This is a genomic window from Marivita lacus, from assembly GCF_014637725.1.
GTDB classification, from domain to species: domain Bacteria; phylum Pseudomonadota; class Alphaproteobacteria; order Rhodobacterales; family Rhodobacteraceae; genus Marivita; species Marivita lacus.
This window is the reverse complement of the sequence record NZ_BMFC01000006.1, coordinates 39,448-64,295: the sequence shown is the minus strand read 5'-3', so window position 1 is coordinate 64,295 and position 24,848 is coordinate 39,448. Positions and strand designations below refer to the sequence as shown.

The 24,848-nt window shown below is 60.3% G+C and carries 22 protein-coding genes; 8 read left to right on the top strand and 14 right to left on the bottom strand.

Features of this window, described 5'->3' with window-relative positions:
- Positions 1-2: 2 nt before the first annotated feature.
- From tssE to IEV82_RS12840, 7 genes are all read right to left on the bottom strand, one after another.
- Positions 3-500, bottom strand: a complete 498-nt coding sequence (tssE, locus tag IEV82_RS12870; protein WP_188482443.1) for a type VI secretion system baseplate subunit TssE — start codon at positions 498-500, stop codon at positions 3-5.
- Positions 493-1,326: a type VI secretion system accessory protein TagJ gene (locus IEV82_RS12865; RefSeq protein WP_188482442.1), complete on the bottom strand. Its 834-nt coding sequence runs from the start codon at positions 1,324-1,326 to the stop codon at positions 493-495. The genes tssE and IEV82_RS12865 overlap by 8 nt, the downstream gene beginning before the upstream one ends.
- Before the next feature lie 72 nt (positions 1,327-1,398).
- On the bottom strand, positions 1,399-1,884 hold the full coding sequence (locus IEV82_RS12860; RefSeq protein ID WP_188482441.1) for an Hcp family type VI secretion system effector: 486 nt from the start codon (positions 1,882-1,884) through the stop codon (positions 1,399-1,401).
- Between the two features lie 89 nt (positions 1,885-1,973).
- Positions 1,974-3,467, bottom strand: a complete 1,494-nt coding sequence (tssC, locus tag IEV82_RS12855; protein ID WP_188482440.1) for a type VI secretion system contractile sheath large subunit — start codon at positions 3,465-3,467, stop codon at positions 1,974-1,976.
- Between the two features lie 3 nt (positions 3,468-3,470).
- Positions 3,471-3,992, bottom strand: coding sequence for a type VI secretion system contractile sheath small subunit (gene tssB / locus IEV82_RS12850; RefSeq protein ID WP_188482439.1), 522 nt, complete (start codon positions 3,990-3,992; stop codon positions 3,471-3,473).
- A gap of 87 nt (positions 3,993-4,079) precedes the next feature.
- On the bottom strand, positions 4,080-5,114 hold the full coding sequence (tssA, locus tag IEV82_RS12845) for a type VI secretion system protein TssA (protein WP_188482438.1): 1,035 nt from the start codon (positions 5,112-5,114) through the stop codon (positions 4,080-4,082).
- 151 nt (positions 5,115-5,265) lie between these two features.
- Positions 5,266-6,390, bottom strand: coding sequence for a class I SAM-dependent methyltransferase (locus tag IEV82_RS12840; RefSeq protein ID WP_188482437.1), 1,125 nt, complete (start codon positions 6,388-6,390; stop codon positions 5,266-5,268).
- 374 nt (positions 6,391-6,764) lie between these two features.
- On the opposite strand from IEV82_RS12840, the gene IEV82_RS12835 reads away from it, so the two are divergent.
- From IEV82_RS12835 to IEV82_RS12810, 6 genes are all read left to right on the top strand, one after another.
- Positions 6,765-7,187, top strand: a complete 423-nt coding sequence (locus tag IEV82_RS12835; protein ID WP_373285219.1) for a hypothetical protein — start codon at positions 6,765-6,767, stop codon at positions 7,185-7,187.
- 1 nt (position 7,188) lies between these two features.
- A complete protein-coding gene (locus tag IEV82_RS12830) occupies positions 7,189-7,812 on the top strand; it encodes a MotA/TolQ/ExbB proton channel family protein (RefSeq protein ID WP_188482436.1) in 624 nt (207 codons plus the stop codon).
- 9 nt (positions 7,813-7,821) lie between these two features.
- Entirely contained in the window at positions 7,822-8,262 is a 441-nt protein-coding gene (locus IEV82_RS12825; RefSeq protein WP_188482435.1) for an ExbD/TolR family protein, read from the top strand.
- The gene (locus tag IEV82_RS12820; protein ID WP_188482434.1) at positions 8,259-8,675 is read left to right on the top strand and encodes an ExbD/TolR family protein; all 417 of its coding nucleotides are present in this window, start codon (positions 8,259-8,261) and stop codon (positions 8,673-8,675) included. The genes IEV82_RS12825 and IEV82_RS12820 overlap by 4 nt, the downstream gene beginning before the upstream one ends.
- On the top strand, positions 8,672-10,276 hold the full coding sequence (locus IEV82_RS12815; RefSeq protein WP_188482433.1) for a DUF4384 domain-containing protein: 1,605 nt from the start codon (positions 8,672-8,674) through the stop codon (positions 10,274-10,276). The genes IEV82_RS12820 and IEV82_RS12815 overlap by 4 nt, the downstream gene beginning before the upstream one ends.
- A gap of 187 nt (positions 10,277-10,463) precedes the next feature.
- Complete coding sequence (locus IEV82_RS12810) at positions 10,464-11,171, top strand: hypothetical protein (protein ID WP_188482432.1); 708 nt, start codon at positions 10,464-10,466, stop codon at positions 11,169-11,171.
- Between the two features lie 3 nt (positions 11,172-11,174).
- Here the strand turns inward: IEV82_RS12810 and IEV82_RS12805 are convergent, their stop codons facing one another.
- Together IEV82_RS12805 and IEV82_RS12800 are read right to left on the bottom strand one after the other, a co-directional pair.
- Positions 11,175-12,680, bottom strand: coding sequence for a caspase family protein (locus IEV82_RS12805; RefSeq protein WP_188482431.1), 1,506 nt, complete (start codon positions 12,678-12,680; stop codon positions 11,175-11,177).
- Between the two features lie 318 nt (positions 12,681-12,998).
- A complete protein-coding gene (locus IEV82_RS12800; protein ID WP_188482430.1) occupies positions 12,999-13,385 on the bottom strand; it encodes a hypothetical protein in 387 nt (128 codons plus the stop codon).
- A 210-nt stretch (positions 13,386-13,595) separates the two neighbouring features.
- Between IEV82_RS12800 and IEV82_RS12795 the strand changes: the two genes are divergently transcribed.
- On the top strand, positions 13,596-17,825 hold the full coding sequence (locus tag IEV82_RS12795) for a DUF4214 domain-containing protein (RefSeq protein WP_229747788.1): 4,230 nt from the start codon (positions 13,596-13,598) through the stop codon (positions 17,823-17,825).
- 86 nt (positions 17,826-17,911) lie between these two features.
- Here the strand turns inward: IEV82_RS12795 and IEV82_RS12790 are convergent, their stop codons facing one another.
- Entirely contained in the window at positions 17,912-18,973 is a 1,062-nt protein-coding gene (locus IEV82_RS12790) for an OmpA family protein (protein ID WP_188482428.1), read from the bottom strand.
- Between the two features lie 168 nt (positions 18,974-19,141).
- On the opposite strand from IEV82_RS12790, the gene IEV82_RS12785 reads away from it, so the two are divergent.
- On the top strand, positions 19,142-20,653 hold the full coding sequence (locus IEV82_RS12785) for a caspase family protein (RefSeq protein ID WP_308420433.1): 1,512 nt from the start codon (positions 19,142-19,144) through the stop codon (positions 20,651-20,653).
- Positions 20,654-20,666: 13 nt separating this feature from the next.
- Here IEV82_RS12785 and IEV82_RS12780 read toward each other — a convergent pair whose 3' ends face one another.
- The 4 genes from IEV82_RS12780 to IEV82_RS12765 form a co-directional block, all read right to left on the bottom strand.
- A complete protein-coding gene (locus tag IEV82_RS12780; protein WP_188482427.1) occupies positions 20,667-21,446 on the bottom strand; it encodes an IclR family transcriptional regulator in 780 nt (259 codons plus the stop codon).
- A 9-nt stretch (positions 21,447-21,455) separates the two neighbouring features.
- Positions 21,456-22,814 carry a TRAP transporter large permease gene (locus tag IEV82_RS12775; RefSeq protein ID WP_188482426.1) on the bottom strand — a complete coding sequence of 453 codons (1,359 nt, stop codon included), beginning with the start codon at positions 22,812-22,814 and terminating at the stop codon, positions 21,456-21,458.
- Positions 22,814-23,482 (bottom strand): TRAP transporter small permease, encoded by a 669-nt coding sequence (locus IEV82_RS12770; RefSeq protein ID WP_188482425.1) that lies wholly within the window; start codon positions 23,480-23,482, stop codon positions 22,814-22,816. The genes IEV82_RS12775 and IEV82_RS12770 overlap by 1 nt, the downstream gene beginning before the upstream one ends.
- 111 nt (positions 23,483-23,593) lie before the next feature.
- A complete protein-coding gene (locus IEV82_RS12765) occupies positions 23,594-24,823 on the bottom strand; it encodes a TRAP transporter substrate-binding protein (RefSeq protein ID WP_188482424.1) in 1,230 nt (409 codons plus the stop codon).
- Between the last annotated feature and the right edge of the window lie 25 nt (positions 24,824-24,848).

Sequence of the window (24,848 nt, the reverse complement as noted above, 5' to 3'; positions counted from 1 at the left end):
GATCACCCACCGTACTCGAGCGAGACGTGCCCGGTCGTGGTGTCGAACTGACTGCGCAGGTAGAGCTCGGTCGGAACCGGTTCGGCCCACATATCGGCGATGATGTCGAACACGATCACGGATTCGCGCTTTTCGTCCGCAGTCCGGCTGACCACGTTGAGTGTCCCGTTGATCAGACGCGGCTCGAACAGTTCGACCGCGCGGCGGATCGCATCCCGCACGTTGGCGGCGCGCTGCTTGTTGGCGAAATCCCCGGTCGAGTCCGGCACGCCGTAATTCACGACCGAGCGAACAACATTGGGATAGCGTTCCGCGTCCAGCGTCGACTCGAGATTGCCGGTGTTCAACAGCCAGGCCAGATCGCGCTGGATGATTTCTCTGAGTCTGCGAATGTCGATCACGCGGTCTGAGGCATGTTCCGACGTCTTCTCGGGATTGTCATCGGTGAGGCGGTCAAGGATGGACGGCTGCAGCCGCTCTGTCAGTGTTCGGTCAGCCATCTACCCCGACCTCGCCTTCGGTATCGGCCGACACCGGGGCAAACTGGAAATTGCGCGTGTCCATCAACGACACCTCGCTCGTGTCCGTCGCCAGCAGACGTTGCCCCAAACCGGCAAATGTGTCGCTGCCAAGGTCTTCCCATTCGGTGACGCGGGACAGTTTCATGCTGTCATTGCCGCGCTCGGCGGTCCCGGCATAGCGGGTCGGGATCAGCCCGACCAGTTCGCCACCGTTCTTCAAGGTGAGGTTGGCGGCGGTCCAGACCGTGTCGCGCAGATCCTGCGGCGGGTCGAGCCTGAGGCTCGACAACACGTTGAACGGCATCCAGAAATACTTGCCGTTGATGATGATTTCCAGAACCGGACCCAGCCGCATGTCGGCATCGGCGATCCATTCGAAATCCTGTTCATCAAGACTGCCTGACGTTGTCGGCGCCTTGTCGAACGCCTGCGCGCGCAGATCGGCGGCGCGATCGGGGTTGCCCTGCGCCAGCGCCTTGAGACCCTGCGCCAGAAGCGCCACCCAATCCTGCGGTTCGCCAAAGATCAGCGGATCCTTGTCACCGGCAAACACCTTTTCGCGGAACACCTCGCAGATGATGGCCTCGCGGTAGGTCTGGGCCATCGGCAAGGCCGCGGCATCAAGCTGTGCCGACAACTTGAGTTGCGCCACGGCGCGTTTCCAGTCGCCCATGACGCAAAGCAACTGGAACAGGAAAATCCTGAGTTTCGCGTCGTCCGGCTTGGCCCGAACGCTGTCTTGCAAGCTCGCCAATGCGCCGGACAGGTCCCCGGCCTTGAGTAGGTCTGTCGCGGTATTCTGCACAGGCGAGCTCCAGTTTGTGTGATTTCAGGCTGTCGCCGCAGGAAGTCTGCGACGACGTTCGAAGCAAGCGGATCAGCTTTCTGCGTTCGCCTCGATGTTCCAGGGGAATTCCTTGGCTGCCTCGCCGGTGCCGTCGTCCTTCTGTTTCTGGTAGGAATACTTGACTTGCGCGAAATTGAGCGAAATGTTCTCGGTCAACTGCTCTTCACCGCCCGATCCACCGGTCGAGACCGACGTGATCATGACCTTCGTCATTTCGATGACGATGTATTCGAGCGGGGTCTTACCAGCCTTGCGCACGATCAGCTTGGCAGATTCGAAGTGGTCGCCATTAGCACAGTACTTCATCAATTCGGCCGACGCGTTGTCGACCCATTTGGTGACGCTGATATCCTGAAAATTCGCCTTCCCGGCGCCGCCGCCACCACCCGTGTGGAACGTGCCAGACTGACTCAATCCCCAGGACCAGGCAAGCACATCAATGGCATTCGCATGGGTTTTATCCTTTGATTCGCCTTCGATTTCGCCTTCGATAATGAGAAACATGTCAACAGCCATGACGGTCTTCCTTTCTTAATGTTTCGCAGCTTTTGCCGCTTGGGTCAGATAAATGGTCCGCGGCGATGCACCCGCCGCGGCTTATGGATTTACGCCTTCTCAGAAGGCAGCTTGGACACCAGCCGCAGTGATACGGACAGGCCTTCCAGCTGGTAATGCGGTCTGAGGAAAAATTGCGACTTGTAGTACCCAGGGTTTTCCGGGTCCGCCTGAACCTTGACTTCGGCTGCCGCCAACGGTTTTTCGGACTTGGTGCGTTCGCTGGAACTGCCCGGGCTTCCATCGACGTATTGGAGAATCCAGCTGTTCAACCACCGCTCCATGTCGGCGCGCTCTTTGAACGATCCGACTTTGTCACGCACCATGCATTTCAGGTAATGTGCAAAGCGGCATGTGGCGAACAGATACGGAAGCCGGGCGCTCAGGTTGGCGTTCGCCGTCGCATCCGGGTCATCATAGACCGCTGGCTTGTGCAGGGACTGCGCGCCAATGAAGGACGCGTTGTCGGTGTTCTTGCGGTGCAAGAGCGGCATCAGCCCCGCCTTGGCCAGTTCCGCCTCGCGGCGGTCCCCAATCGTGACCTCGGTGGGACACTTCATGTCGACACCGCCGTCATCGGTCGGAAAGGTGTGGGTTGGCAACCCTTCGAGCGTGCCACCCGATTCAACACCCCGGATACGGCTACACCAGCCATATTTCTTGAATGACCGGTTGATGTTGAACGCCATGCCATAGGCGGCGTTCACCCATGCAAACTTGTCGGAATCGCCATTCCCAGTGTCTTCTTCGAAAGCGAATTCCTCGACCGGGTTCGATTTCGCTCCGTATGGTTGACGGCCAAGGAACTTCGGCATTGCAAGACCGATATACTTGCTGTCTTCGCTTTCGCGCAGGCTGCGCCAACCGGCATATTCCGGAGTCTGGAAAATCTTGGTCAGATCGCGCGGATTGGCCAACTCGCTCCAGCTTTCGAAATTCATCAGCGACGGTGCGGCAGCAGCCAGGAAAGGCGCATGTGCAGCGGCACCGATCTTTGCCATTTCCCCCAAAAGCTCGACATCGGGGGGGGTGTGATCGAAGTAATAGTCACCGACCAGGCAGCCATACGGTTCTCCACCGATCTGGTCAAATTCCTCGCCATAGAGCTTTTTGAAGATCGGCGACTGATCCCAGGCGGTGCCTTTGAATTTGCGAACCGTTTTGTGCAAATCCTTTTTGGAGATGTTAAGCACCCGGATCTTCAGCATCTCGTCGGTTTCGGTGTTGTTCACCAGGAAATGCAAGCCTCGCCACGCGCTTTCGAGTTGCTGGTACTCGTCGTGGTGAATGATCTGGTTGATCTGCTCGGACAGCTTTCGGTCGATCTCGGCGACCATCGCCTCGAGCGATTGCAAGACGTCTTCGGAAATCAGGTTCGCGTTCTCGAGCGCCTGCTGTGCAAGCGTCGTGACAGCGGATTCGACCGCGGATTTCGCTGTGTCCGTGCGCGGCTTGAATTCCTTCTGGAGCAGGCTTGCAAAGTCGGAGTCGGAGGTTTCGGTTGCGCCGCCTTCGACTTGTGCTTCTGTTGCTTGTTCAGCCATCTCTTATCCCTCGTCCTTTGCGGCGTCGTCCCCGTCCGTTGGTGCAGCCTGGGCTGCCAGCGACTTGAGAAGAGCCGGATCATTCATCGCCTTGGAAATCAGTTCTTCCGCGCCGGGCTTGCCGTCCATGTAGGTCATGAGGTTGGACAGCTCGTTGCGCGCTTCGAGCAGCTTGCGCAGCGGTTCGACCTGCTTGGCGATCGCACCCGGAGTAAAATCATCCATGCTTTCAAAGGTGACATCGACCGACAGGTTGCCTTCGCCCGTCAGCGTGTTCGGAACCGTGAAGGCCACGCGCGGCTTCATCGACTTCATCCGGTCGTCAAAATTGTCGACATCGATTTCCAGAAACTTCCTGTCCGCGATATTGGGCTGCGGGACTTCCGATTTGCCGGCGAGGTCCGACATCACACCCATCACGAACGGGAGCTGGACCTTCTTTTCCGAGCCATAGAGTTCGACGTCATATTCGATCTGAACCCTTGGGGCGCGGTTTCGTGCAATGAACTTCTGAGAACTGGACATATTATTTCCCCGTCTGTTGTTCGAATTTCAAAATCTTTTCCTCCACGGCCGCGATGCAAAATTCGACGGCGTCTGCCAGTCGACAAGTCAGTCGCTGGTCGCTTCGTCTTCCTCCACTCCCCCGCTGACAAGCTTGACGCTTTCTGCGCCAGATGGGGCCAAGTCGTTGATAATGGTCATGAAACTCGCACCGACCAAACGTTTGGCGCGCTTCAGGATGATCGGCAGCGGGCTCGATGGCTCATGCCGTTTGTAATAGACCATGATGCGGTCCAAAGCCGCGATGACATCCGCTCGCGTCGTGATCTCTCCGGGCACACCAGCGCTTTTTGCAGCCGGGCGCGGATCGCCCTCCGTGGCAGCACCCTCGGCTTCGGCCGTGTCCGCGGGAGCGTCCGCTTCGACATGCGCGGACAGGGCTTTCACGATCCGGGCCAGCATACGCTGCAGGTCATCCAGCGCTGGTCCGAACCCCGGTGTTTTTTCATAGAACACCGCGTCTATGGCGCGCACATCCTCTAGAGCCGAAGTCGCTGAACGGAAATACTCCTCAAGGTCTTCGGTTGGTGTATCGGTAAAGGCCGCGTCGATCTCATTCGTCGATTTCGGCGTTTCGTCCTCTCGTGGCTGCGCCTCGCCATTTGCGATCTCTATGTCGCGCAGGGTGATCCGTCCGACAGCCCGGCTGTTGGTCAGAGGGGCCGCAGTCCGCAGTCCACGCAGGATTGTCGTCCGTCCGCCCAACCCGCTGACCGCGTTGATCCGCATCATCGGATCGTTGTCGTCATCCGCGTCAAGCTGCGGGTGGCAGGTGTCCCAATACTCTTCGAGGCAACCGCGAAGATAAGCCGTGATCTCGGCAAACCCGACCAGTCCCTTGAGACGCAATTCACTGTCCGCAAGGTAGACCGCCGCGCGGAGGTCATGGCTGCGTTCAAGAACGACACGTGCTTTCTTGGCGAGATCCTTGTAGTCGGGATCACTGCCCTCAACGATCTCTTTTCCGGCCTGTCTCTCTTCCTCGGGTTGCCCTGCAAGCTCCATGGCGATGAAATCCGGATCATACTCCAGATTTTCGCCACTGGGCGCAGTTTCACCATGGGGTTTGAGGATGTCTGACAACTTGGCAGCCTTCGAAACAATAAAAATGTTTAAATACGCCCGCGTTCGGGCAACAAAACTATCTAAAGGTTATCAAGTCTTTGTGAAAAATCCAGCACTAGAATGTGACCTAGGGTAAATTTCTTTTTTGAGAGGTCCGCTGCCCGGCGGTTCAGATGAGCGGCTTGAACCGTTCGACATCGTAGCCCGAGTTGCGCGATGCCTCGAGCAGCGGCGTCCAGATGGTTGCGACCCGTTCGTCTTCGGCATGCACCACAGCGACACCGGTCTGTTCGGCCTTGCGCCGCCACCGGTCAGCGTCTTTCTGAGAGGTCTTGGCCAGATAGACTGACCCGGCAACCCGGCCGCAGCCCAAGCCTGCAAACCGCGCTTCAAACCCGACATAGGGCGCGATCAGAACCGTGCCGGGCCGCACCAGTTCGACGATCCTCTGCTCCATTTCGACAAGCTTCTGATCGTCCCGGATCGGCCTGTAGAAATAGATGACATCATAATCGCCATAGCCATCGAATGTCAGCGCATCTGCCTGGAACGCCTTCGCGTCATCGGCCTTGGCCCGTTCGAGCAGACTGCGCGCCGTGTCGACATAGCTGTCTTGGTAATCCAGCCCCTCGGATCGCGTGAAATAGCGCCGCGCCGACAGCACCTTGAGCCCGCCGCCGCATCCGACATCCAGAAACCGCATCGGCTGGGTTCGGCCCTGCGCCAGCACCACCCGGTAGCCCGCGTGCAAATGCTCGTGAAACCGGCTGTTGGGCAGGGCGATATCGGGAAAACACCCGCTTTGGAACGCGTCATCCGACTGGCTTTCCGGGTTGAGGATGGCATGCACCCAGTCGAACACGTCGTCGCTCGCCGATGATTGCGCCACGCCAAGACCCGAGGGTCGCGCCTCGTATAGCGGCACACGTTTTTTCCGCGATGCGACCTGCTTGGCGACAAGCGCTTTCATCAGCGACCACTGGTTCAACTCGACTTGGAACAGGTTGGTTCTCGCATGGGCGATGCCCCATTCCCGGCGCAGGTCGACGACTGCATCGCGGTCTTGGGCCTCGGCCTCCTCGGCGCCGCGCAGTGTGTTGAGCCGCCTGAGAAATCCGGAATAGTCGCGGACCACGAGGTCGATCCGGGCGCAAAGCGTTTCGACAGCCTTTTGGTTCATCTTGTCCCGCAGGACGATTTCTTTCGTCACCTCTGCGACATGCGTCCGGAGCGTCTCGCGGAACACCTGCAACTCGGCAAGCGCGTCGTGCGGACCCTTGACCCGATCAAGCATAAGACCCTCCAATAAAAGTGATCATAACAAAGACTTGGCGTTCAAAATCGAGGCGCGCAGGTGCGCCCGACGACACCCTGCACTGATGTATCCTTCGCACAAACGCACTGCCGGACAAAGATTTTTCGAAACCCGCCGCGGTCGATGAGGCTGTGATCCATCCGTCCTGAATGCGTGCCACAGGGGTGAGCGGGCTTGACCGAAACACCGACTCGGCGTTTCCTTGGCAGGACAGAAGACACTTCCGGGCAGCGGCAACCGCCCTTGCCCACTACGTTTAGTATTTTTGAATCAACGTTTTACGTCAGCACGCTGACACAAACCCAGCAGATTGGAACGCCTGGAAAGAACAGGCGACATTTCAGGAGGTCGATGTGAAGAAAACCCCAAGCAGGCTCTCGGCCGTGGCGCTGTGCCTGATGACATCGGGTGCATGGGCGCAATCCGGTACCTTGTCGGTCGAACTGAACAAGGTCGAACCGGGCGAGCCAAGCGGATGCCAGGCCTATTTCCTGTTTCGCAACGACACAGGCAAGAGTTTCGAAGGCTTCGAGATGAGCCTCGCCATTTTCGACAGCAACGGCGTGATAGACCGCCTGCTGTCCATCGACGCGGCCCCCCTGCCCGTGCAACGCACCACGCTCAAGCTGTTCGCCATTCCCGAGATCGCCTGTTCGGACATTTCCGAGATCGTTCTGCACGACATGCCGGTCTGCAAACCGCAAAACGAAGAGAACACCGACTGCTTCGCCTTCCTCGAACTGGGCAGCAAGACCGACGCCGCACTGGTGAAGTGACGTGCCGGACGCATTTTCCGATATCGGGACCGGCGGGCCGATCATTCTTCTGCTGGCGATCCTGTCGGTGTTTTCGCTGGCCCTGATCGTTTACAAGATCGTGCAATTGTCGCCGGTCACCAAGGGTGAGGCCAACCGGGACGCGGCGCTGGCCAGTTTCGAGGCGGGCAAGATCGACGACGCGCGCCGGGCAGCCGAAAGCGGCCCTGCCCCTGCTGACCGCGTTTTGGCCTTTGCGATCAAGGCGCTTGGCAACGGACGGTCCGGCAGCGCCCTGATGGCCGAACTGATGCGGCGCGGCAACGAGGAACTCAGCCGCATGACCCGGCATATCCGCCTGCTGGAACTGATCGCGATGACCTCGCCCTTGCTGGGGCTTCTGGGCACGGTTCTGGGAATGATACAATCGTTTCAGGAACTTGAAATGGCAGAAGGCGCGGCCAACGCCTCGGTTCTGGCGGGCGGCATCTGGCAGGCGCTGCTGACCACGGCGGCTGGGCTTCTGGTCGCGATCCCCGCAGCGGTTGGCGCATCGCTTCTGGCGGGACGCGCGGAACGCGGCGCGCAGCTGATCGAAGGTGCCATTGCGCAACTCATGCTGATCGCGGATCAGCCGTCAAAATAGGGGCGGAGCATGCAGGACCCCGGCACATTCGGCATCCGGCGACCCGCCCCGTCCAAGGCGCTGATTTCGCTTGTGCCGCTGATCGACGTGATGCTGATCCTGCTGGTCTTTTTCATGGTGACCTCGACCTATCTGAACCTCGACATGATCCCGGCGGTCAAACGGGCGGATGATCCGCTGGACGCAGCACCCGTGACGACACAGGACACCGGCGCGCCCCTGTTGATCCGGATCGGTGCAGACGGTGTGCCCACCCTGCGCGGCGTCGGGATGGACCTGCCAGCGCTCGAGGCGATGTTCCGCGACCGGCTGCAAAACACGCCCGCTTTGCGCGTTCTGGTCCTGCCTTCGGGTGCCGCGGACATGCAGGCGCTCGTTTCGGTCATGGACGCGGCCACCCGTGCGGGCGTGACCGGCCTGCGCGTCGTCCGGCTCGAGGTGGCGCAATGAGACTGGCGCGCCCGGTCACACGGCAACCGCCTGAAACCATCGTCGCGCTGATCGACGTGGTCTTCTTTCTGCTGGTCTTCTTCATGCTGATCGGACGCATGGACGCCACGGCCCCGTTTGACGTCACCCCGCCTACCACGGAAACCGGGGCTGACATGCCGTCGGGCGGGATCACGGTCTCGGTCTCGGCCAGTGGCGATCTGGCGGTGGATGGATTGGTCGTGGACGACGCCGCGCTTGACCAAGCCATCACGGCGCGCCTTGTCACAACATCCGACACGCTGGTCCGGATCAACGCGCATCGCGACACGGAACTGCGCCACGTGCTGCCGCTCGTGAGCCGGATCGAGACGCTGGGTGCGCGGGATGTCGTGCTGGTCGTCACGCCCGAAACCGCACCGCCCGCCCGATGATACGCCCGGCGCTGACATGGGCCCTCGCCCTTGGCGCGTCGGTCAGCGCACATGGTGCCGGGGCCGTTGCGATCTACCTCGCCACCCGTCCAGGTGACATTCCCGACCAGCCCGTTCCCGAAACCCGGCTTGAACTGACCGCCTATCAGGTCGACCGCAGCACGGCGCGGGAAACGGCGCCCGAGCCAGATCAGGCCTTGGCCGGAGACACAAGCGGCTCGGCACTGGGTCAGGGCCAGATCGCCACGTCCCGCGCCACAGCCCTCCGGACCGACGGCATCGATACCTCGACGCGTGCGCCAGAAGGCGAGAGCATCGCGGCCGCGTCACCGCAAGGGTCAGAGGCTACGCTCGTCACGGAGAGCGCAGACGCGCTGCAAGCCGTCACCGCGCCGCAGAGCAGCGCCGCAGTCGCACAACCCGTGGCCGACGCCGCACCGCAAGCGGCGATTGCGGCGCAACCCATCGCAGCGGCATCCCTGCTTGCGGAAGTAACCCAGGCCCGGATCGCTCTGCCAACCACGGCGCTCGGGATCGCCCCGACCGACCAGATCACCACGGTCACCCCTGCCGCTCTGCCCATATCGACCACGCTCGACGCGGAACAACCGACCATGCTGCGCCAGACCGAGACCCGGCCCGCAACACCAACAGCGCAAACACTTGCACCGATGAGCGACGTGGCATCCCCGACAACCCCCGAGACCCTGAGCATCGCCCAGAGGCCGCTCGGCACGGAAACGACACCCCCCCTTCAGCCCAAGGCAGACCGCGCCAAGGCCGCGCTCGCTTTCGAAGGATCGGGCGACGGGTCCATCGACCCGGTATCGCTGTCCGCCTTTCAAAGCTTCATGGAACCGGGCGACCTTGGCGGCGCGGCGGCAGACGTGCGCGATGGCATCACCGGCGCCCTCAGCGCCATTCCCTGCGCGCGCCTGCAGGTTGCGTTCGACCCGACCGACAACACTCTGCAGGTCTCCGGCCACGTGCCGGAACCCGAACTGCGCGCTGATGTCGTTGCGGCCATGCAGGCAAAGATGGGCGCGGATATCCTGGTCCGCGACACCCTTCTGATCCTGCCACGCCCGCAATGCGGCGCGCTGACCGGCATCGCCAATGTCGGCCTGCCGCAATCGACGGACCAGATCACCAATCCTCTGCTCTTGGGCGAAAGCACCCATGCGCGCGAGTTTCGGTACACTGCGGGAAACCCGCTGGTCATGGAGCTGCAAGGCGCGGATTACGACGCCTATGTCTATGTCGATTACTTCGATGCGGACGGCAATGTGGTGCACCTCTTGCCCAACGAATTCACGCCCCTGACGCTGACACCTGCCGAATCTGCGCTGCAGATCGGCTCTGAAACGGCACTGCCTGCGGGCGAGCCCGGCCTTTATATCGAGATCGGGCCGCCGTTCGGTCAGGAGATCGCGGTTGCCTTTGCGTCCTCTGTGCCGCTCTATGACGGTGTGCGCCCCTTGGTCGAACCCGCCGGTCCCTACCTCGACTGGCTGCGGGACCGGGTCAGTGACGCCCGCGCCCGTGATCCCGCATTCAAAGGCGAATGGGTCTACTTCTTCGTGACGACAGCCGCCGAGTGACGCCACGCAGAGCGACCCTCCAAAGCCAAACTTGCTTTGCGACCGATCCCGTCTTACCGTTGCGTCACGTACGATGCCGGGTGCAGGTCGCATATCGAACGGAGACTGCATCCCTGTTTTTCGCCGTTGTTCGAGTTGTCTCAGTATTTTTTCACAGCCCGTTTCCACCAAACCGAAAGTCAGGATCATGATTTCAAGCAAACCCGCCGCCCAGATTATCGGTCTTCCCGTGCTTCTCGGATTGTTGTCGACCCCGATCCACGCCTCGACGCCGGATGTCGGGAGCGCAGACCTCAACACGAACATGACGGTCCGCTCCGTCGAACTGATCTTTCCCCAATATGCTCAGGTCGGCGGGGACAATATCAGCGGCGGGGACAATGAATCATCGGACAGCAATCGCGTGTCGGGAATACCAAGTGGTCCGCCGGTTGCCGCATCAACGCAGCAGACGAACCTGTTCGTGCGCCGTTTGAACGAGAGCGAACAGATCTGCGACGTCATGGACGAGGAATACCGGATTGCCTGTTTTGCCGTCACCTACCGCGAACTGGCCAAAGAGATGCCGGCGAACGGAGATTACGAAGAGGCGCGCGACGTGCTTCTGGATACGGCGCGCAAGCTCGATGATATCGTGCGCAGCAATATCGACCGCCAGAAACCTGCCCTGACCGCCCGGATCAGAAACAACACCGGACAGTCCCAACCGACGCCGCCCATGCGCGCCGTTCAGGCCCCCCGCGTCGCCGAGTTGAACCGTCAAGCCAGTGATGTCCTTGCCGAGGCCGAAACCGTTTTGTTGCGCTCGGCCAGTTCCGACGCGACACGGGCAATCCACTACCAGCGCATCGCCGCCGCTGTCGGATCGAACAAGGTTCTGCTCCGGTCGGCCTGAGCGTTATTCCAGACCATAGGCGGCCCGGATACCCCGCTTGGTACCGGGGCCGATATCACCGTCGATGGACCCGTCGTAGAAGTTGAAGGCCTGCAACTGCGCCTGCAATTCGCGGCGGGTTTCCTCGGCGAACATGGTCGGCCTTTCCAGCAGCAGGTTCAGCACATCCTGGCTGCCGCTGCGCAAGGCCGCGTAGAGATACGACGCCGCATCCTTGGGCCCCTTGTCGGGGATCAGCCCGTCGTCGATCAGGGCGGCAAAGTTGAACTGCGCTTCGGGATGGCGCAGGTCTGCCGCCTGCTCGAACAGCTCCAGCGCCTTTTCGGGATTGGGCCGAAGACCCAGACCGCCCTGGTAGTGCAGGAAGCCCAGATCGTTGATCGCATCCGCGAACCCCTGATCTGCCGCCGCCTGGTACAGCTCGAGAGCACGGGCCTCGTTGACGTCCACGCCGATGCCCTGCTCGTAAAGCTTGGCCAATTCCATCTGCGCTTCGGGTGATCCGCGTTCGACGGCACGTTCCAGAAAGCTGACCGCCTGTGCGGGATCAAAGCGGCTGTCCTCGGGGTTCAGGCGGATATAGGCAAGGCCAAGCATCGACCGCGTGTCGCCCAGATTGGCCAGCGCCAGAAGTTGCGATTCCTGATCGGGGCGCAGCTTCGACCAAGACTTCGTTGGTTCCGACACATCGGCCTCTGCGACACCTTCGGGTGGCCCGGACAGGTAGAACGGCTGGCCGGTCAGGGACCCATAGGTATAAGGCTCCTGCAGGTTCTGCGTTTCGGCCAGAACTGCGTCGCGCACCTGCCGGAACATCAGACTGATCTCGAGCCCGGGCTTGGACATCTTGTCCATCAACGCCCGCGCATAGGGGCTGTTGCCCCGCGTCCCGTCCAGCGCCACCTGCCCGTCCTTGGCGGCAAAGGCCACAAGCGTGCCGCGATCCGGATTGGCCGGCGCAAGACCACCTACCCCGCGCGTCGCCTGATCCGTTGCCTCCAGCGCCGATTGCACCACGGCGTTCGTGTCGATGCTGCCACCCAGCGGATTGTCCCGGCAACTGTCCAGAATGACGATCCGCATGACGCGCGCTTTTTCCACCACGGCCAGCAATTCCTTGAGCGACACCGACTGGTTCTGCACATCGACATTCGACCGCGGCCGCGCGTCCACCGGCAGGAGAAAGTTCTCGCCCTGCACTTCGATCCCGTGACCGGCAAAGTAGATCAGCGCGAGATCCGCCGTTTCCGACCGGAAGGAAAAATCCTTCATGACCGCCCGCAACTCGGCAAGGCTCACGTCGATGACGCGGGTCACGTCGAAGCCGATTTCGGTCAGCGTCTCCGCCAGCGCCTCGGCATCGTTGCGGGTGTTGGTCAGGGGCGTTACGGCCTCGTACTCCGCCATTCCGATGACCAGCGCCACCCGGTCGGGGCTGGCCATGGCAAATGTGACGGTGGACAAGACCAGAAAGACCGGCAGGACAAACAGTCGGACGAGGCAGCTCATGGCTTGGATCCTTTCGCTGAAATTTGCGAGGCTTGCCCCAGCATAGGATCTATAGGCCCGGATTTCACTCAAATCTTTGCGAACTCTGCTGTGTCAGGGTGAGAGCCTACCGCAACGGCAGCACACGGAAACGCTGCGATTAAATGCATCGCATCCCGTCGCGCCTTTGGCTTTGTTCGTTCAGGTCATGCCATGCTTGACTTAAGGTAAGTTTGGGCCGAACACTGACGTATCAGGATGGGCATCATTGCTCCATCGCCGCAAGTCTTGGATCGAGTTTTTAGGCAGTGTGGGGTCTTCTAGTTCTGCTGAGCTTTTTCAGGTCCCGCCCTTCGTTTTCAATCGGCTTTTCAACAGCCTGAATTTTAGCAGACGGATGAAGCGACCATGGAAGAAGATCCAGATTATGCCGGTTTTTTCGAGCCCGGCGCGAATTACGGCGACGCCACTGCGGGAATTCCGTCTCTGGGCGGCTTGGGTTCCTTTGGCGACGATATAGACTGGTTTCAAGTCAACCTTATCGCCGGACATCAGTACGAAATTCAGCTTCGTGGTTCGGAAACTGGCGATGGGACGCTCTTCGATCCTCTGTTTAGAGGTGTCTACGACGACGAAGGCATTTTGTATGAAGGGAGCGGTGATGACGATGGCGGGCAAGGCCTCAATAGTCAGGCGCTTTTTACTGCCGAGTACACTGGCGTTCATTACTTCTCAGTAGGCGACGCGTTTAGTCAGAGTTCCGGCGGTGGTACCTATACGCTTGAATACTTTGACCTCAGCCTACCCGAGGTTTTGAACGAAGGCGACGACATCACGCTGTCGATCTCCACAGAGATTCCTCCAGAAATCTCCAGTATACTGAGCGAGTTGGGTTCAATCGACGATTACACCCTAACCCCGCAGATTTCCGTCTTGGTGACCTCGCAGAATGCCATCGAGGGTGAGGACTTCACGGTCTCTTATTCCTTTGGCGCGACACAATCGTTGAATTTCGCCGCTTTGCTGGATGAGCTTGTCGAAGACGACGAGTCCGTTTCGGTCAACATCCAAGGCACCGTCACTTGGAGCGGCCCGGGCTTGGAAGAGCCGCTGATAGATCCGATCAACTTCACCCGAAACTTCACCATCAACTCAGCCCCTTTCGGTGTTCCCGACCCGATCATCGACTACACGTTCACCGGCCCGGAAATCATCGGCAATGTCCTGACGAACTTCGCAGATGGCAGCGAAGAGACGTTCACCGCGATCCCGTTTTCCTTTGAAAGCCCGACCGTCATCGGCGAATTGCTTGAAAACGGCGACATCTCGATCACGGATTCGACCGCGACTCCGGGTCAGACCGTCATCGTCCGGTTCAGCGTCATCGACGAACGCGGCGCGACCACCGCTTCGGAACAGGAAATCCGGTTCGGCGCACTCGCCGACGACTACCTGCCGGGCGAAACCGCGCTGGAACTTGGCAGCATCTCCATCGGCTTTCCGGAAATCGGCAGCGTCGAACGGGCCGAGGACCGCGACCGGTTTCTTGTCACGCTCGAGGCGGGACAGTTGTATTCGATCGGACTGGCCTCGGCATCGAATGCCAGCGGCACTCTGGCCGATCCCGAGATTTTCGGGATTTACGACAGCCTCAACGTCGCCTTGCCCGGGTCATCCGACAACGACAGCGGGACCGGACGCAATGCCCTGATCGATCCCTTCCTTGTCGAGACAAGCGGCGTATACGAGATCGAGGTCGGCAGCCACACGCCCTTTGGAACCGGAGGCTACGAACTGAGCGTGCTGTCTCTCGGGGCAGCGGATGACTTCTTGCCTGGGCCGTTTGCCGATGACTTCGGCGCAGCCGTCGTGGATGTACCCGCTCTCGGCAGCATCGAACGCGCGGGCGACCGGGACCGTTTCGACATCACGCTGCTGGCCGGGGCGGAATACGACATCTCGCTCGAGGGGCTTCCGACCGGTGGCGGGTCCAACCCGAACCCGGAGATCATCGGTGTCTTCTCAAGCGCCGGGATACTGGTCCCCGGCAGCGCGGACAACAACAGCGGTCTCGACACCAACGCTCTGGTCACGGGCCTGACCGTTCCGACCGATGGCATCTACCAGATCGAAGTTGCAGGCGCGCAGGATCTGAGCATTGGCGATTACACCCTGACCGCGACGTTCACCGGTTTCGTCGATGATTTCCTGCCGGGCATCGCCGCAGGCGTCGGCAACGTGTCCGTTGGCGGTCGAACACCTGGCGAGATCGAAACCATCGGCGACATCGATGCGTTCCGCGTGTCGCTGCAGTCGAACACCACCTACCAGATCAACATCCTCGGGCAGGCGTCGAACAATGGCACGCTCCTTGATCCATCGCTGCTCGGCGTCTTTTCCTCCAGCGCCCTGACCGGCGCGCCGATCAGCTCGGTCCAGACGCTGAACACCCAGTTGATCCAGGATGACAGCATTTCCTATTTCACCCCGCAATCTGCGGGCGACTTCTTCATCGCGGTGCAGGACGGGTTCGACGGCCTTGGCACCTACGCGGTCGAGGTCATCGACATCGGGATACGGGACGATTTTGCGTCCGACATCGACACCACCGGCACCATCGCGCCCGGAAGTACCGCGACGGGCCGTATTGACTTTGCGCAGGATCAGGATTGGTTCGAGGTCAGCCTCGCCGCCAACCGGCTTTACGAAATCAGCCTGGTGCCAGTGGACGGTGACAACGCCTTGGCCGATCCGTTTTTCAACGGGGTCTACGATGCCAACGGCGTGTTGATCCAGAACACCGCGAATGACGATGGCGGACCCGGCACCAGCAGCGCATTGCAATTCGTCACCGACGTTGGCGGCACCTTCTACCTGTCGGCTGGCGGCTTTGCCAACGCCACGGGTCAGTACCGGGTTGAACTGAACGATCTGGGGCCGCTTGATGACGGCCGGTTCGACATCACCGTCGAGTTCACCTCCGACGATATCCCGAACGCCTATGTGTCCGCTTTCGAGGACGCGGTCGAACGCTGGGAAGAGATCATCACCGGCGATCTGCCCTATGCCTTTGTCGAAGGCTACGGCTATGTCGATGACATCCTGATCGAGGTGTCCGTGCAGGACATCGATCTGAGCTTTGAAGGCGTGGAACAGACGATCCTCGCAATCTCCAGCGTTCTCGATCAGCGCGATGGCGCGTCTGCGCTGCCGAGCTATTCGCGCATCGTGATCAATTCCGAAGAGGTCGGTACCCTTCTCAACCTCGATGAATTCGTGGCCAACACCATCGGGCGCGCCCTGGGCTTCGGCGCGCTTTGGGAAGAGTTCGGACTGGTTCGCCTGATCGACGGGGTCGCGACCTATACGGGGCCGAACGGTCTGCGGGAAATCGAGGAGCTCTCGGACGATCTGAACGGTGTGAACGTGCTCGAGACCGGTGCTGACGGCGGTCTTGCCGCCCAATACTGGAGCGAAGCCGTCCTCGACGAGGAACTCATGACATCGCGCGTCGAATTGCGCAGGCTCGAAGCCGGACCACCCAATTTCGGCGTTCCCGACAACCCGATCAGCGCGCTGACCATCGCGGCAATGCAGGACCTTGGGTACCAGGTGGACTATGATGCCGCCGATGGTTTCCGGCTCGACCCGGGTGCATTGTCGCGGCACACAAGCAACCCTGCCGAAAACGGACCCGCCCCGGTTCTTGCGCAAAGCACCGCGCAGAACCGTCTGCTGGTTGACCTGGCCGATACGAGCGGTATCCCCGGCGGCGCGGCCTATATCTACACACGCCCGAATATCCTGTCCGAAAACCCCGGCAGCTTTGCCCTCAATGACGCGAATACCGAACTTGTCGTTATCGCCAACGGTACAAACGTTGTCCTTCTTGAAGGCGTCACCGGGACCAATCTGAACATCGAGCTTACCGGAACCTTCGCGAAGAACGCACCAACCGAGATTTCCCAATTGTCCGGCACGGTCGACGCCATGGAAGTATCGTCACTGGACGGGCAATTGCTGTTCAGCGTCGACTACACGCAGGAGCCAGCCACAATTGCCGAGATCGCGGCGCAATGGCCGAATTACCCGATCGATGGCGAGAACATCATCATCATCGATACGCTGCCGGACACGGTTGCGCGGGTGAACCCGAATGGCGGCGGAGCCACGGACAGCCGTATTTTCACCGGGGCGAGCGACGATTTCGTGCGCGGCGGCGATCAGGCGGAACTGATCAACGGTGGGGCGGACAATGACACGCTCCAAGGTCAGGGCGGCAACGACTCGCTTGTCGGTGAAGGCGGCAATGACGTTCTCGAAGGTGGACGCGGCAACGACCTCGTGAATGGCGGGGCCGGCATCGACACGGCGGTCTACTCGGGGGCGCAAAGCGCCTACACGCTGACTCTGTCCGCAGGTTCCACCGTGATCGAGGATCGGCGCGCCGACGGCAATGGTCTGGACACGCTGATCGGGATCGAACTGCTTGATTTCGATACGGACTTCTTTGAGGGAACCCCGTTCAACCTCCAGCAATTCGGCGGGCCGACCGGTCTGTCGGCATCCGATTTCGAAAGCTTCATCGAGCTTTACATCGCCTATTTCAACCGGGCACCGGACGCGGTGGGCCTCAATTTCTGGGGTACCGCTTTTGCGAATGGCGTGAGCCTTGCGGATTCGGCCAGACTGTTCGTCGATCAGGTTGAAACACGTGCCACATACCCTTCCGACCTCAGTAATTCGGAATTGGTGGCGACGATTTACGACAACGTTCTGGGTCGCATTCCCGATCAGGCCGGGTTCGATTTCTGGGTCAACGCGTTGGACACGGGCGGTATCGGCAGGGACATTGCGATCCTCGGCATACTGGGTGGCGCCAAGGCGGACCCGCCTGCAGATGCGACTCAGGACTTCATCGACCAGCAATTGGCCGACCGTGCCTACCTTGCCACCAAGACCGATATCGGGGCCTATTTCGCGGTTCACAAGGGCATGTCCGATGTCGACAACGCAGCAAATGCGATGGCAGTTTTCAATGGTTCTGCCGAAAGCGTGACGGCCGCCCTCGCGCAAATCGACAGCTTCTACGACGCCGCCTTGAACCCCACATCCGGAGAGTTCCTGATGCCACTTGTCGGGGTGCTGGACGATCCGTTTGCCTGAAATCGGCATCGCACAAAGCGAAAAGGGCACCTGTTTCGCAGGTGCCCTTTATGTTTGTCTGAACGATCCGGCTTTCGCCGACCGGCCTATTCCACCAGCACGGTAAATTCGATCCGGCGGTTGCGCGCGCGGTTCTCCGGCGTATCGTTGTCCACGATCGGCCGCGCCTCGCCATATCCCACCGAAGTCAGGCGATCGCGCGGAATGCCCTTGTCAGTGAGCCAGCTGACCACCGACGCCGCGCGGCGTTCACTGATGCTCTGGTTCTGCTGATCACTGCCGATGGAATCCGTGTGGCCCGCGATTTCAAGACGGAAAGACGGGCAGCGATTCACGATGTCGTAGATGTTTTCCAGAAGCGGCAGGCTCTGGTCGTCCAGCCGCGTGCTGCCGGACGGAAAGAAGATATTGCCGGTCTTGGACAGGATCTCGAAACGACCCAGACAGGCTTCTTCGGTCATGATGCCCTTGTCCTCGAGCGCCACGGCCGCCGGTGTGAACACGGCCTCAGGTAAATCCGGCGGTGTTCCCTGCTGCGCCCGGTCAAACACGAAGTTGAAGCTGACGATACCGACGGGCGTGATGTCGACATTGGCCGCCTCTTCGAGCTTCTTGCGCCCCTCTTCGAGATCAAGCTCTTCGAGCGTAAAGGCAATCGGCGTGATCGACGACACGACCACGCGGTCGTTGTCGATCAGTGTCACCGACACATCGGTCGACCGTTCCAGCGTCACACCGCGCAGGGTGAAGGTGTAGGGCAGGTCGATTTCCTTGCGGCGGGTCAGATGCAGATCGGTCAGCAGTTCCGGCGACAGTTCGGTCGTGATCACCGCTTCGGGGAACCGAAAGGTTTCGAAAAACAGAAAGCGCATCCGCACGTTGCGCAGATCGACCTTTGTATCGACCGAGTCCAGAAGCACCCGCACCTGCGCCTGACCGTCTTCGGTGATCAGGCCGGAAAGCGTTGCAAAAGAGCTTGTTTCGGCAATCTTTGACTTCTTGACTGACAAAAACCTCAATTCGGACGCGTCAGCATCCAGATTCCAACCATACTCGAACGGGTCGGAGCTTTGGGCGGATGCCATCCCGATGGGCAAAAGAACCACAAGGGCGACGGCATGGAATAAATGTTTAAGAATTGGTCTCATGATGGCCTCGCAGATGAATTGCGTACACAGGTGAAGAGATTCAAACTTTATAAAAAGAGAGTTTAGCATAAACCTTGCATGCTTGCCTAGGACACGCGATACATTGTGGACATTGAGCTCAGAAAAACCATTTCAGATTGTACCGACCGGCTACGGCAGGAGGAAACTTTGACCGACTGGCTAAGACGACTGGGAAAATTCCTTGCACATTCAACATTTGCCGCGCTTGTTCTGGCGGCTGGCAGCGTGCCTGCGATGGCACAGGACCGCATCGCGCTGGTGATCGGCAATTCCACCTACGAGACCGTGTCCGCCCTCGACAATCCGACCCGCGACGCGGAACTGATCGCGGCGACGCTGGAACAGATCGATTTTCAGGTCACTCTTCTCATCGACGCCACGCAGACCGAGATGAAGCAGGCGCTGTCGGATTTCGGTCGCAACCTGCGCGATGGCGGGGCTGACACGACGGGTCTCTTCTACTATGCGGGCCACGGCGTTCAAAGCTTCGGCAACAACTACCTTCTGCCCGTCGACGTGGCTCTGAATGACGCGGCCGACCTGGACCTGGAAGGCGTCGAGGCGCAGTCGGTGCTTCGCCAGATGGCATCAGCGCGCAATCGGACGAATTTCGTGATTCTCGATGCCTGCCGCAACAACCCGTTCGAAAGCATGGCCGAATTCGACTCGCCCGGTCTGGCCGAGATGAAGGCGCCCACCGGCACCTTCCTGTCCTACGCCACCTCTCCGGGGGCCGTCGCGCTGGACGGTATTGGACAGAACAGCCCCTTCACCACCGCGCTGGCCCGCGAAATGACGAAACCCGGCGTTCCGGTAGAACAGATGTTCAAGCAGGTCCGCGTGTCGGTGCTCGAAAAGACAAACGGCCAGCAGACCCCTTGGGACACGTCCTCGCTGACCAATGATTTCACCTTCGTGACTGCGCCGATTGAAGACCCCGAAGACCTTGCTGCCCGCCAATTGTGGGAGTCGGTGCAGGCCACCAAGGACCCGGTGCAGATCATGCTCTTCCTGCGCGGCTATCCTGACAGCGCCTATGCTGACGAGGCCCGCGCCCTGCTGTCCGCAGCGATCGAGGCGGAACTGACAAACGGCACGGTTGCGGTCGAACGTCCTGCCCCTGCCGGGCCTTCAGCAGACGAACAGGCGATGTTCGAGGCGGCGCAAGCCAACCCCACCATTGACGCCTATCGCCAATATCTTGACGCCTTCCCGGATGGCACCTTCTCCGAATTCGCCCGCGGCGAGATTGAGGCGCTTCAGGCAGATGCCAGCGTCGATCCTGTCGGTGAAGGCGTGACACAAGTGACCGAAGAGACCGAACTGGCACTGGCCGCCATCGAACAGGAACGATCGAGCGTTCCCAATGTGGTCAAGTTCGATCTGCCACTGGTCGCGCCGGGTTCGGTGATCGACGGGATTGTGCTGTCCGAGATCACGAACCTTTCGCCGCTTTTTCCACCCGTCGAAGGGCTGCCAGACGAGTTCTGGAAAGCAGAGACCTGCACCAACTGCCACGAGTGGAACAAGGAACGGCTTTGCGATCAGGCCAATGTATACCTGACGCTCAGTGGTCAGAAATCACTGGAAAAACCGCATCCGTTCGGTGGCATCTTCAAACGCAACCTGCGTCAATGGGCGGTCGGCGGCTGCGAATGACGCAGACGGAAGACTAGCTCCGCGCCAGCATCTCCAGCCGTCCCGCGGCTTCCTGCACCTGCGGCACCATCGCGATGAGGCTGTCCAGATCATAGCGCTGGCGTGGCGCATGGATCGACAAGGTGGTCAACAGGCGTCCCTCACTGTCCCGAATGGGCACGGCAACCGCCACCATGTTTTCCATGAATTCGCCGTTGTCGGTGGAAAACCCGCGGTTCCGCGTGATCGCAAGTTCCTCAAGCAATTCCGCGACCCCCGTGATGGACCTTTCGGTACTGGGCTCCAGTTCAAGCCATGTCAGCACCCGCTTGAGCTTGTCGATACGGAGCGAAGACAGGTACATCTTGCCGCTTGCCGTGCAATGGAACGGCACCTGCGTTCCCACCGGCAGCTGGATGCGCAGCGGCCAATGCGTTTCGACCCGGTCGAGGTACACCATCCCGTGACGCCCCGGCGCAGCAAGGTTGCAGGTCTCGCCCACCTCGCTTTCGAGGGCCTGCATGATGGTCAACCGTTCGGTGCGCAGCCGTTGCGAGGACAGGGCATTGCCCGCCAGTTTGCGCAGCCGCCTGCCCGGTCCATAGGACCGCCCGTCGATATCGCGCTGCAGAAACCCCTCTTCCTCGGCGGTGGCCAGCAGGCGGTGGATGGTCGGTTTCGGCAGACCCAGCGCATCGGCCAAGGTGGACGGGGCAACCGGCACCCCTGCCCGTGCGACTTCTTCCAGGATCAGAAGAAGCCGCAGATTTGTCGGGATCTGCCCTTTGGTCTCAGAAGCAGAAGCGTCGGGCATGCATTGATCTCACCTGTTCGGCAGTAGGGACAACGCCAGCTGAGGCGTTAGGGCGACAAGAACCCAAACACTGATCAAAGCGACAAGATAGGGCACCGTGTACTTGAGCAGACGGAAATACGGAACACCCGTCACCCCCGACGCCACGTAAAGGTTAAGCCCGTAAGGCGGCGTGATGAACCCGATCGACGCTCCCACCAGGAAGACCACCGAGAAATGGATCGGATCGACACCGACGGTTGCGGCAATCGGCGCAAGAATGGGCGCGAGGATGATCGTCACCGGCAGCGATTCAAGCACCATGCCCGACACGAAGACGATGATCATTGCCGTGAACAGCACCGCGTAATACCCCCCCATCGCGGTCACGAAATCTCCGATCACCTGCTGCGCCCCCAAGAGCGACAGGATCTGCTGCATCACAACGGAAATCGCGATCAGCGGCGCAAGGATGCCGGTGATCTCGGCCGACCGCATGGTGATGCCGGGGATCTGCCACAGGGTGAACCCTTCGACGACCAGCATCTCGCCATAGCTCTTGTCCTCCCAGGTCTTGGCCGGGTCCTGACGCATCAGGCGGCTGACGACCCAGGACACAAGCCCCGCGATGATGCAGAAGCCCACCGTGACCCCCGCCGCCTCGGTCGGGGAAAACTTGCCGGTGTAGATGCCCCAAAGCACCAGCCCGATGGCGAAAAAGCCAAGCCATGCGCCAAATGCGGTTTTCAGAACCCGGTTCAGTTGCAGCGGGATTAGGTAGCCCCAACCGTTCAAACGGCAGATGATCCAGCAGGCGAATTGCATCCCGATCACCATCAGCGCGCCGGGGATGATTCCCGCCACGAAAAGATCGGAGATCGGCAGGTTCATCAGGAACCCGTAGACGATAAAGATGATCGACGGCGGAATGATGATCCCCACCGTGCCGCCCGCCGCCGCGGTCGCTGCCGAGAAGCGTTCGTCATACCCGCCCTTGACCATCTCGGGGTGCAGCATCGACCCGATGGTGGCCGTTGTGGCCGAGTTGGAGCCCGAAATGGCCGCGAACAATCCGCAGGCACCGAGCGACGCCATCGCCAGCCCGCCCCGCATCCAGCCCAGGCAGGCATAGGCGAAATCCGACAATCGTCGTGCGATGCCCGATTTGTTGATCAGGTCGCCCGTCAGAATGAACAGCGGCATCGCCAAGAGGGCAAAGCCCTTGTTGAACACGTTGAGGAGTTCCGCCCCCATGTTGTCGAGCGTCAGCCCCAGCACGAAGGAACACCCGATGACCCAATACGCGATGACCAGAAGGACCGGCACGCCCAGCATGAACAGGAACGTCACGCCCAAGGAGATCAGTGTGATGATGGTTCCGTCGGTCATTATGTGTCTCCCCCGATGACGCCCTGCCGGATCAGTGGTTCGCCCGACCGGAAATTCTTCATGTCATCCTGAATGTTCTCGATGGCACGCGCGGCCATCAGCGTCGCAGCAAAGGGCGCGCTCAGAAGGAACCACCACTGCATTGTGTCGTCGGTTCCCAGAACGATCTGGAAGTTCGAGGCAGACAGGGCAACCACGCGCATCGTGGTCACAAGGAAGATCAGCGCAAACCCGTACCACAGGACAAAATCGAGCCAGAGGCACGCCAGTTGGCCCCCGCGCGGCATGCGGCTGCGGAACTCCGAAAAGCTCAGATGGGTGCGGACGCGAATGTTGTAGGCCGCGCCGAACCACGCCATCACCATGAACAGGAAGGGCGGAATGGTTGTCGACCAGGGTTGTTGGTTGGAAAAGACGAACCGGTCGATCACCCCCCAAAAGATGATCCCGGCGGTTCCGAGATAGCAGATGATCATCACTGAGCGTTCAAAGTACCGCTCGACTATCGGCACGCTGTGATAGACCCAGGACAGGGCCAATCCCGCCAGAAGCAGAAAAATTGCGCTGAACACATACACCGAATTCGGTGCCAAAGCCTGCCGGATCGTCCAGGAATCCTGACTGGCTAGCGCGCTGACCAGTGCGCTGAAATCGGACCAGAGTTCCATCTGTCCCTTCCTCCCAAGTGAAGACTGTGCCGGATTGATCCGGTCTGTGCGTCTTTAGGTGAAACAGCCCCGTCGATGCGGGGCTGTTTCGGTCTCATCCGGCCATGCGGATCAGGTTCTCCACCAACGACGCGGTTCGACGTTTTCGGCCAGCGTGTGCGGGTTGTTGCGCACTTCGGTGTAGATGTCCTGATACGTGTCGATGCCATCGGCCCAGCCGTTGATCCGCTCGCGCCACTGCTCCCAAAGCTGGGGATGGAACTCCGGCGAACACATCTCTTCGGCCTTGCGAATTTCTGCTTCGGGCAGTTTCGCCACGCGCACGTTGTTTTCCGCAAAGATCGTGCCGGGCATCGGTGGATCGGTGAACCCGACGGTGTTGACCAGCGCTGCTTCGTTGGCGGCCTGCACATGCACCTGCGTCAGATACGAGGATTCCATCACCGCGTCCTGCAACTCGCCCGACAGCCCGTCAAAGGTCTCGGACCGCATGGCGGTGTGCTCGGTGCCGCAGAAGAAGCGCAGATCGACGCTCTGGCTGACGACGGGCGACATGTTGGCATAAGCCACGGCGGATGCCCATGTTTCCGCACCGTCGATCAGGCCCTGCTTCAGACCGTCCAGCGTTTCCTCCCAGGCGATCGGAACCGGGTTCAGGTTCAGCGCTTCCATCGCGATCCGGCCAAGCTGCGTGCCCGTCACACGGTTCTTGGTGCCCATCATCTCTTCAAGCGTCGTCACGGTCGGCTTGTCGGCAAAGCTCTGGCCCAACTGGATGCCGCGCAGTTCCGCATGGGTGAAGAGGAACTTCAGACCGTGACGCTTTTCGAACGGATCGCGCAGGATGCGCTGCGATTCAGGCGAATACATGAAGTAATACTGGTCCGCGCGGCTGCGGAACATGTACGCGTAATCCAGAACGTTCAGATAGGGCGCGCCGCCAGCAGAGTTCTGCGTGGACGCCGCGTAGATGTCGATGATGCCCTGCTGGGTTTTCTCGACGCAGGACAGCTGGCTGCAGATCTGGTTGTTGCCGATGAACTCGATGCGGATCTCGCCATCCGTGCGCTCTTCGAGATCGCGCGCGAACTCGAGACAGCCGGCCCGTTCGATCAGCAGGTTCTGCGGGTTGAAACCCGCTGCGCCGAATTTCAGCGTGTGCTTGGCTTCCTTGCCAAAGCGCTTGTTGTAGGTTGATTCCGCCGCTTTTGCGAGGCTGGCTGCGGTCATGACGCCGCCGAATGTGCCCGCCGCCAGAAGCGTTGAACTCATCCCGTAAGTTCCCGCAATTCTGAAGAAATCCCGACGCGAGACTCCCTTGATACGATCTCCGATCTTCATTGCTTATCCTCCCGTTTTAGCAATT

Excerpts from the sequence above, each read along its gene's own strand:
- tssE (WP_188482443.1), bottom strand. The coding sequence starts at position 500 with ATGGCTGACCGAACACTGACAGAGCGGCTGCAGCCGTCCATCCTTGAC.
- IEV82_RS12860 (WP_188482441.1), bottom strand. The coding sequence starts at position 1,884 with ATGGCTGTTGACATGTTTCTCATTATCGAAGGCGAAATCGAAGGCGAA.
- tssC (WP_188482440.1), bottom strand. The coding sequence starts at position 3,467 with ATGGCTGAACAAGCAACAGAAGCACAAGTCGAAGGCGGCGCAACCGAA.
- tssB (WP_188482439.1), bottom strand. The coding sequence starts at position 3,992 with ATGTCCAGTTCTCAGAAGTTCATTGCACGAAACCGCGCCCCAAGGGTT.
- IEV82_RS12840 (WP_188482437.1), bottom strand. The coding sequence starts at position 6,390 with ATGCTTGATCGGGTCAAGGGTCCGCACGACGCGCTTGCCGAGTTGCAG.
- IEV82_RS12825 (WP_188482435.1), top strand. The coding sequence starts at position 7,822 with ATGCAGGACCCCGGCACATTCGGCATCCGGCGACCCGCCCCGTCCAAG.
- IEV82_RS12820 (WP_188482434.1), top strand. The coding sequence starts at position 8,259 with ATGAGACTGGCGCGCCCGGTCACACGGCAACCGCCTGAAACCATCGTC.
- IEV82_RS12815 (WP_188482433.1), top strand. The coding sequence starts at position 8,672 with ATGATACGCCCGGCGCTGACATGGGCCCTCGCCCTTGGCGCGTCGGTC.
- IEV82_RS12810 (WP_188482432.1), top strand. The coding sequence starts at position 10,464 with ATGATTTCAAGCAAACCCGCCGCCCAGATTATCGGTCTTCCCGTGCTT.
- IEV82_RS12805 (WP_188482431.1), bottom strand. The coding sequence starts at position 12,680 with ATGAGCTGCCTCGTCCGACTGTTTGTCCTGCCGGTCTTTCTGGTCTTG.
- IEV82_RS12800 (WP_188482430.1), bottom strand. The coding sequence starts at position 13,385 with ATGAACGCCAGTGTACTCGGCAGTAAAAAGCGCCTGACTATTGAGGCC.
- IEV82_RS12790 (WP_188482428.1), bottom strand. The coding sequence starts at position 18,973 with ATGAGACCAATTCTTAAACATTTATTCCATGCCGTCGCCCTTGTGGTT.
- IEV82_RS12780 (WP_188482427.1), bottom strand. The coding sequence starts at position 21,446 with ATGCCCGACGCTTCTGCTTCTGAGACCAAAGGGCAGATCCCGACAAAT.
- IEV82_RS12775 (WP_188482426.1), bottom strand. The coding sequence starts at position 22,814 with ATGACCGACGGAACCATCATCACACTGATCTCCTTGGGCGTGACGTTC.
- IEV82_RS12770 (WP_188482425.1), bottom strand. The coding sequence starts at position 23,482 with ATGGAACTCTGGTCCGATTTCAGCGCACTGGTCAGCGCGCTAGCCAGT.
- IEV82_RS12765 (WP_188482424.1), bottom strand. The coding sequence starts at position 24,823 with ATGAAGATCGGAGATCGTATCAAGGGAGTCTCGCGTCGGGATTTCTTC.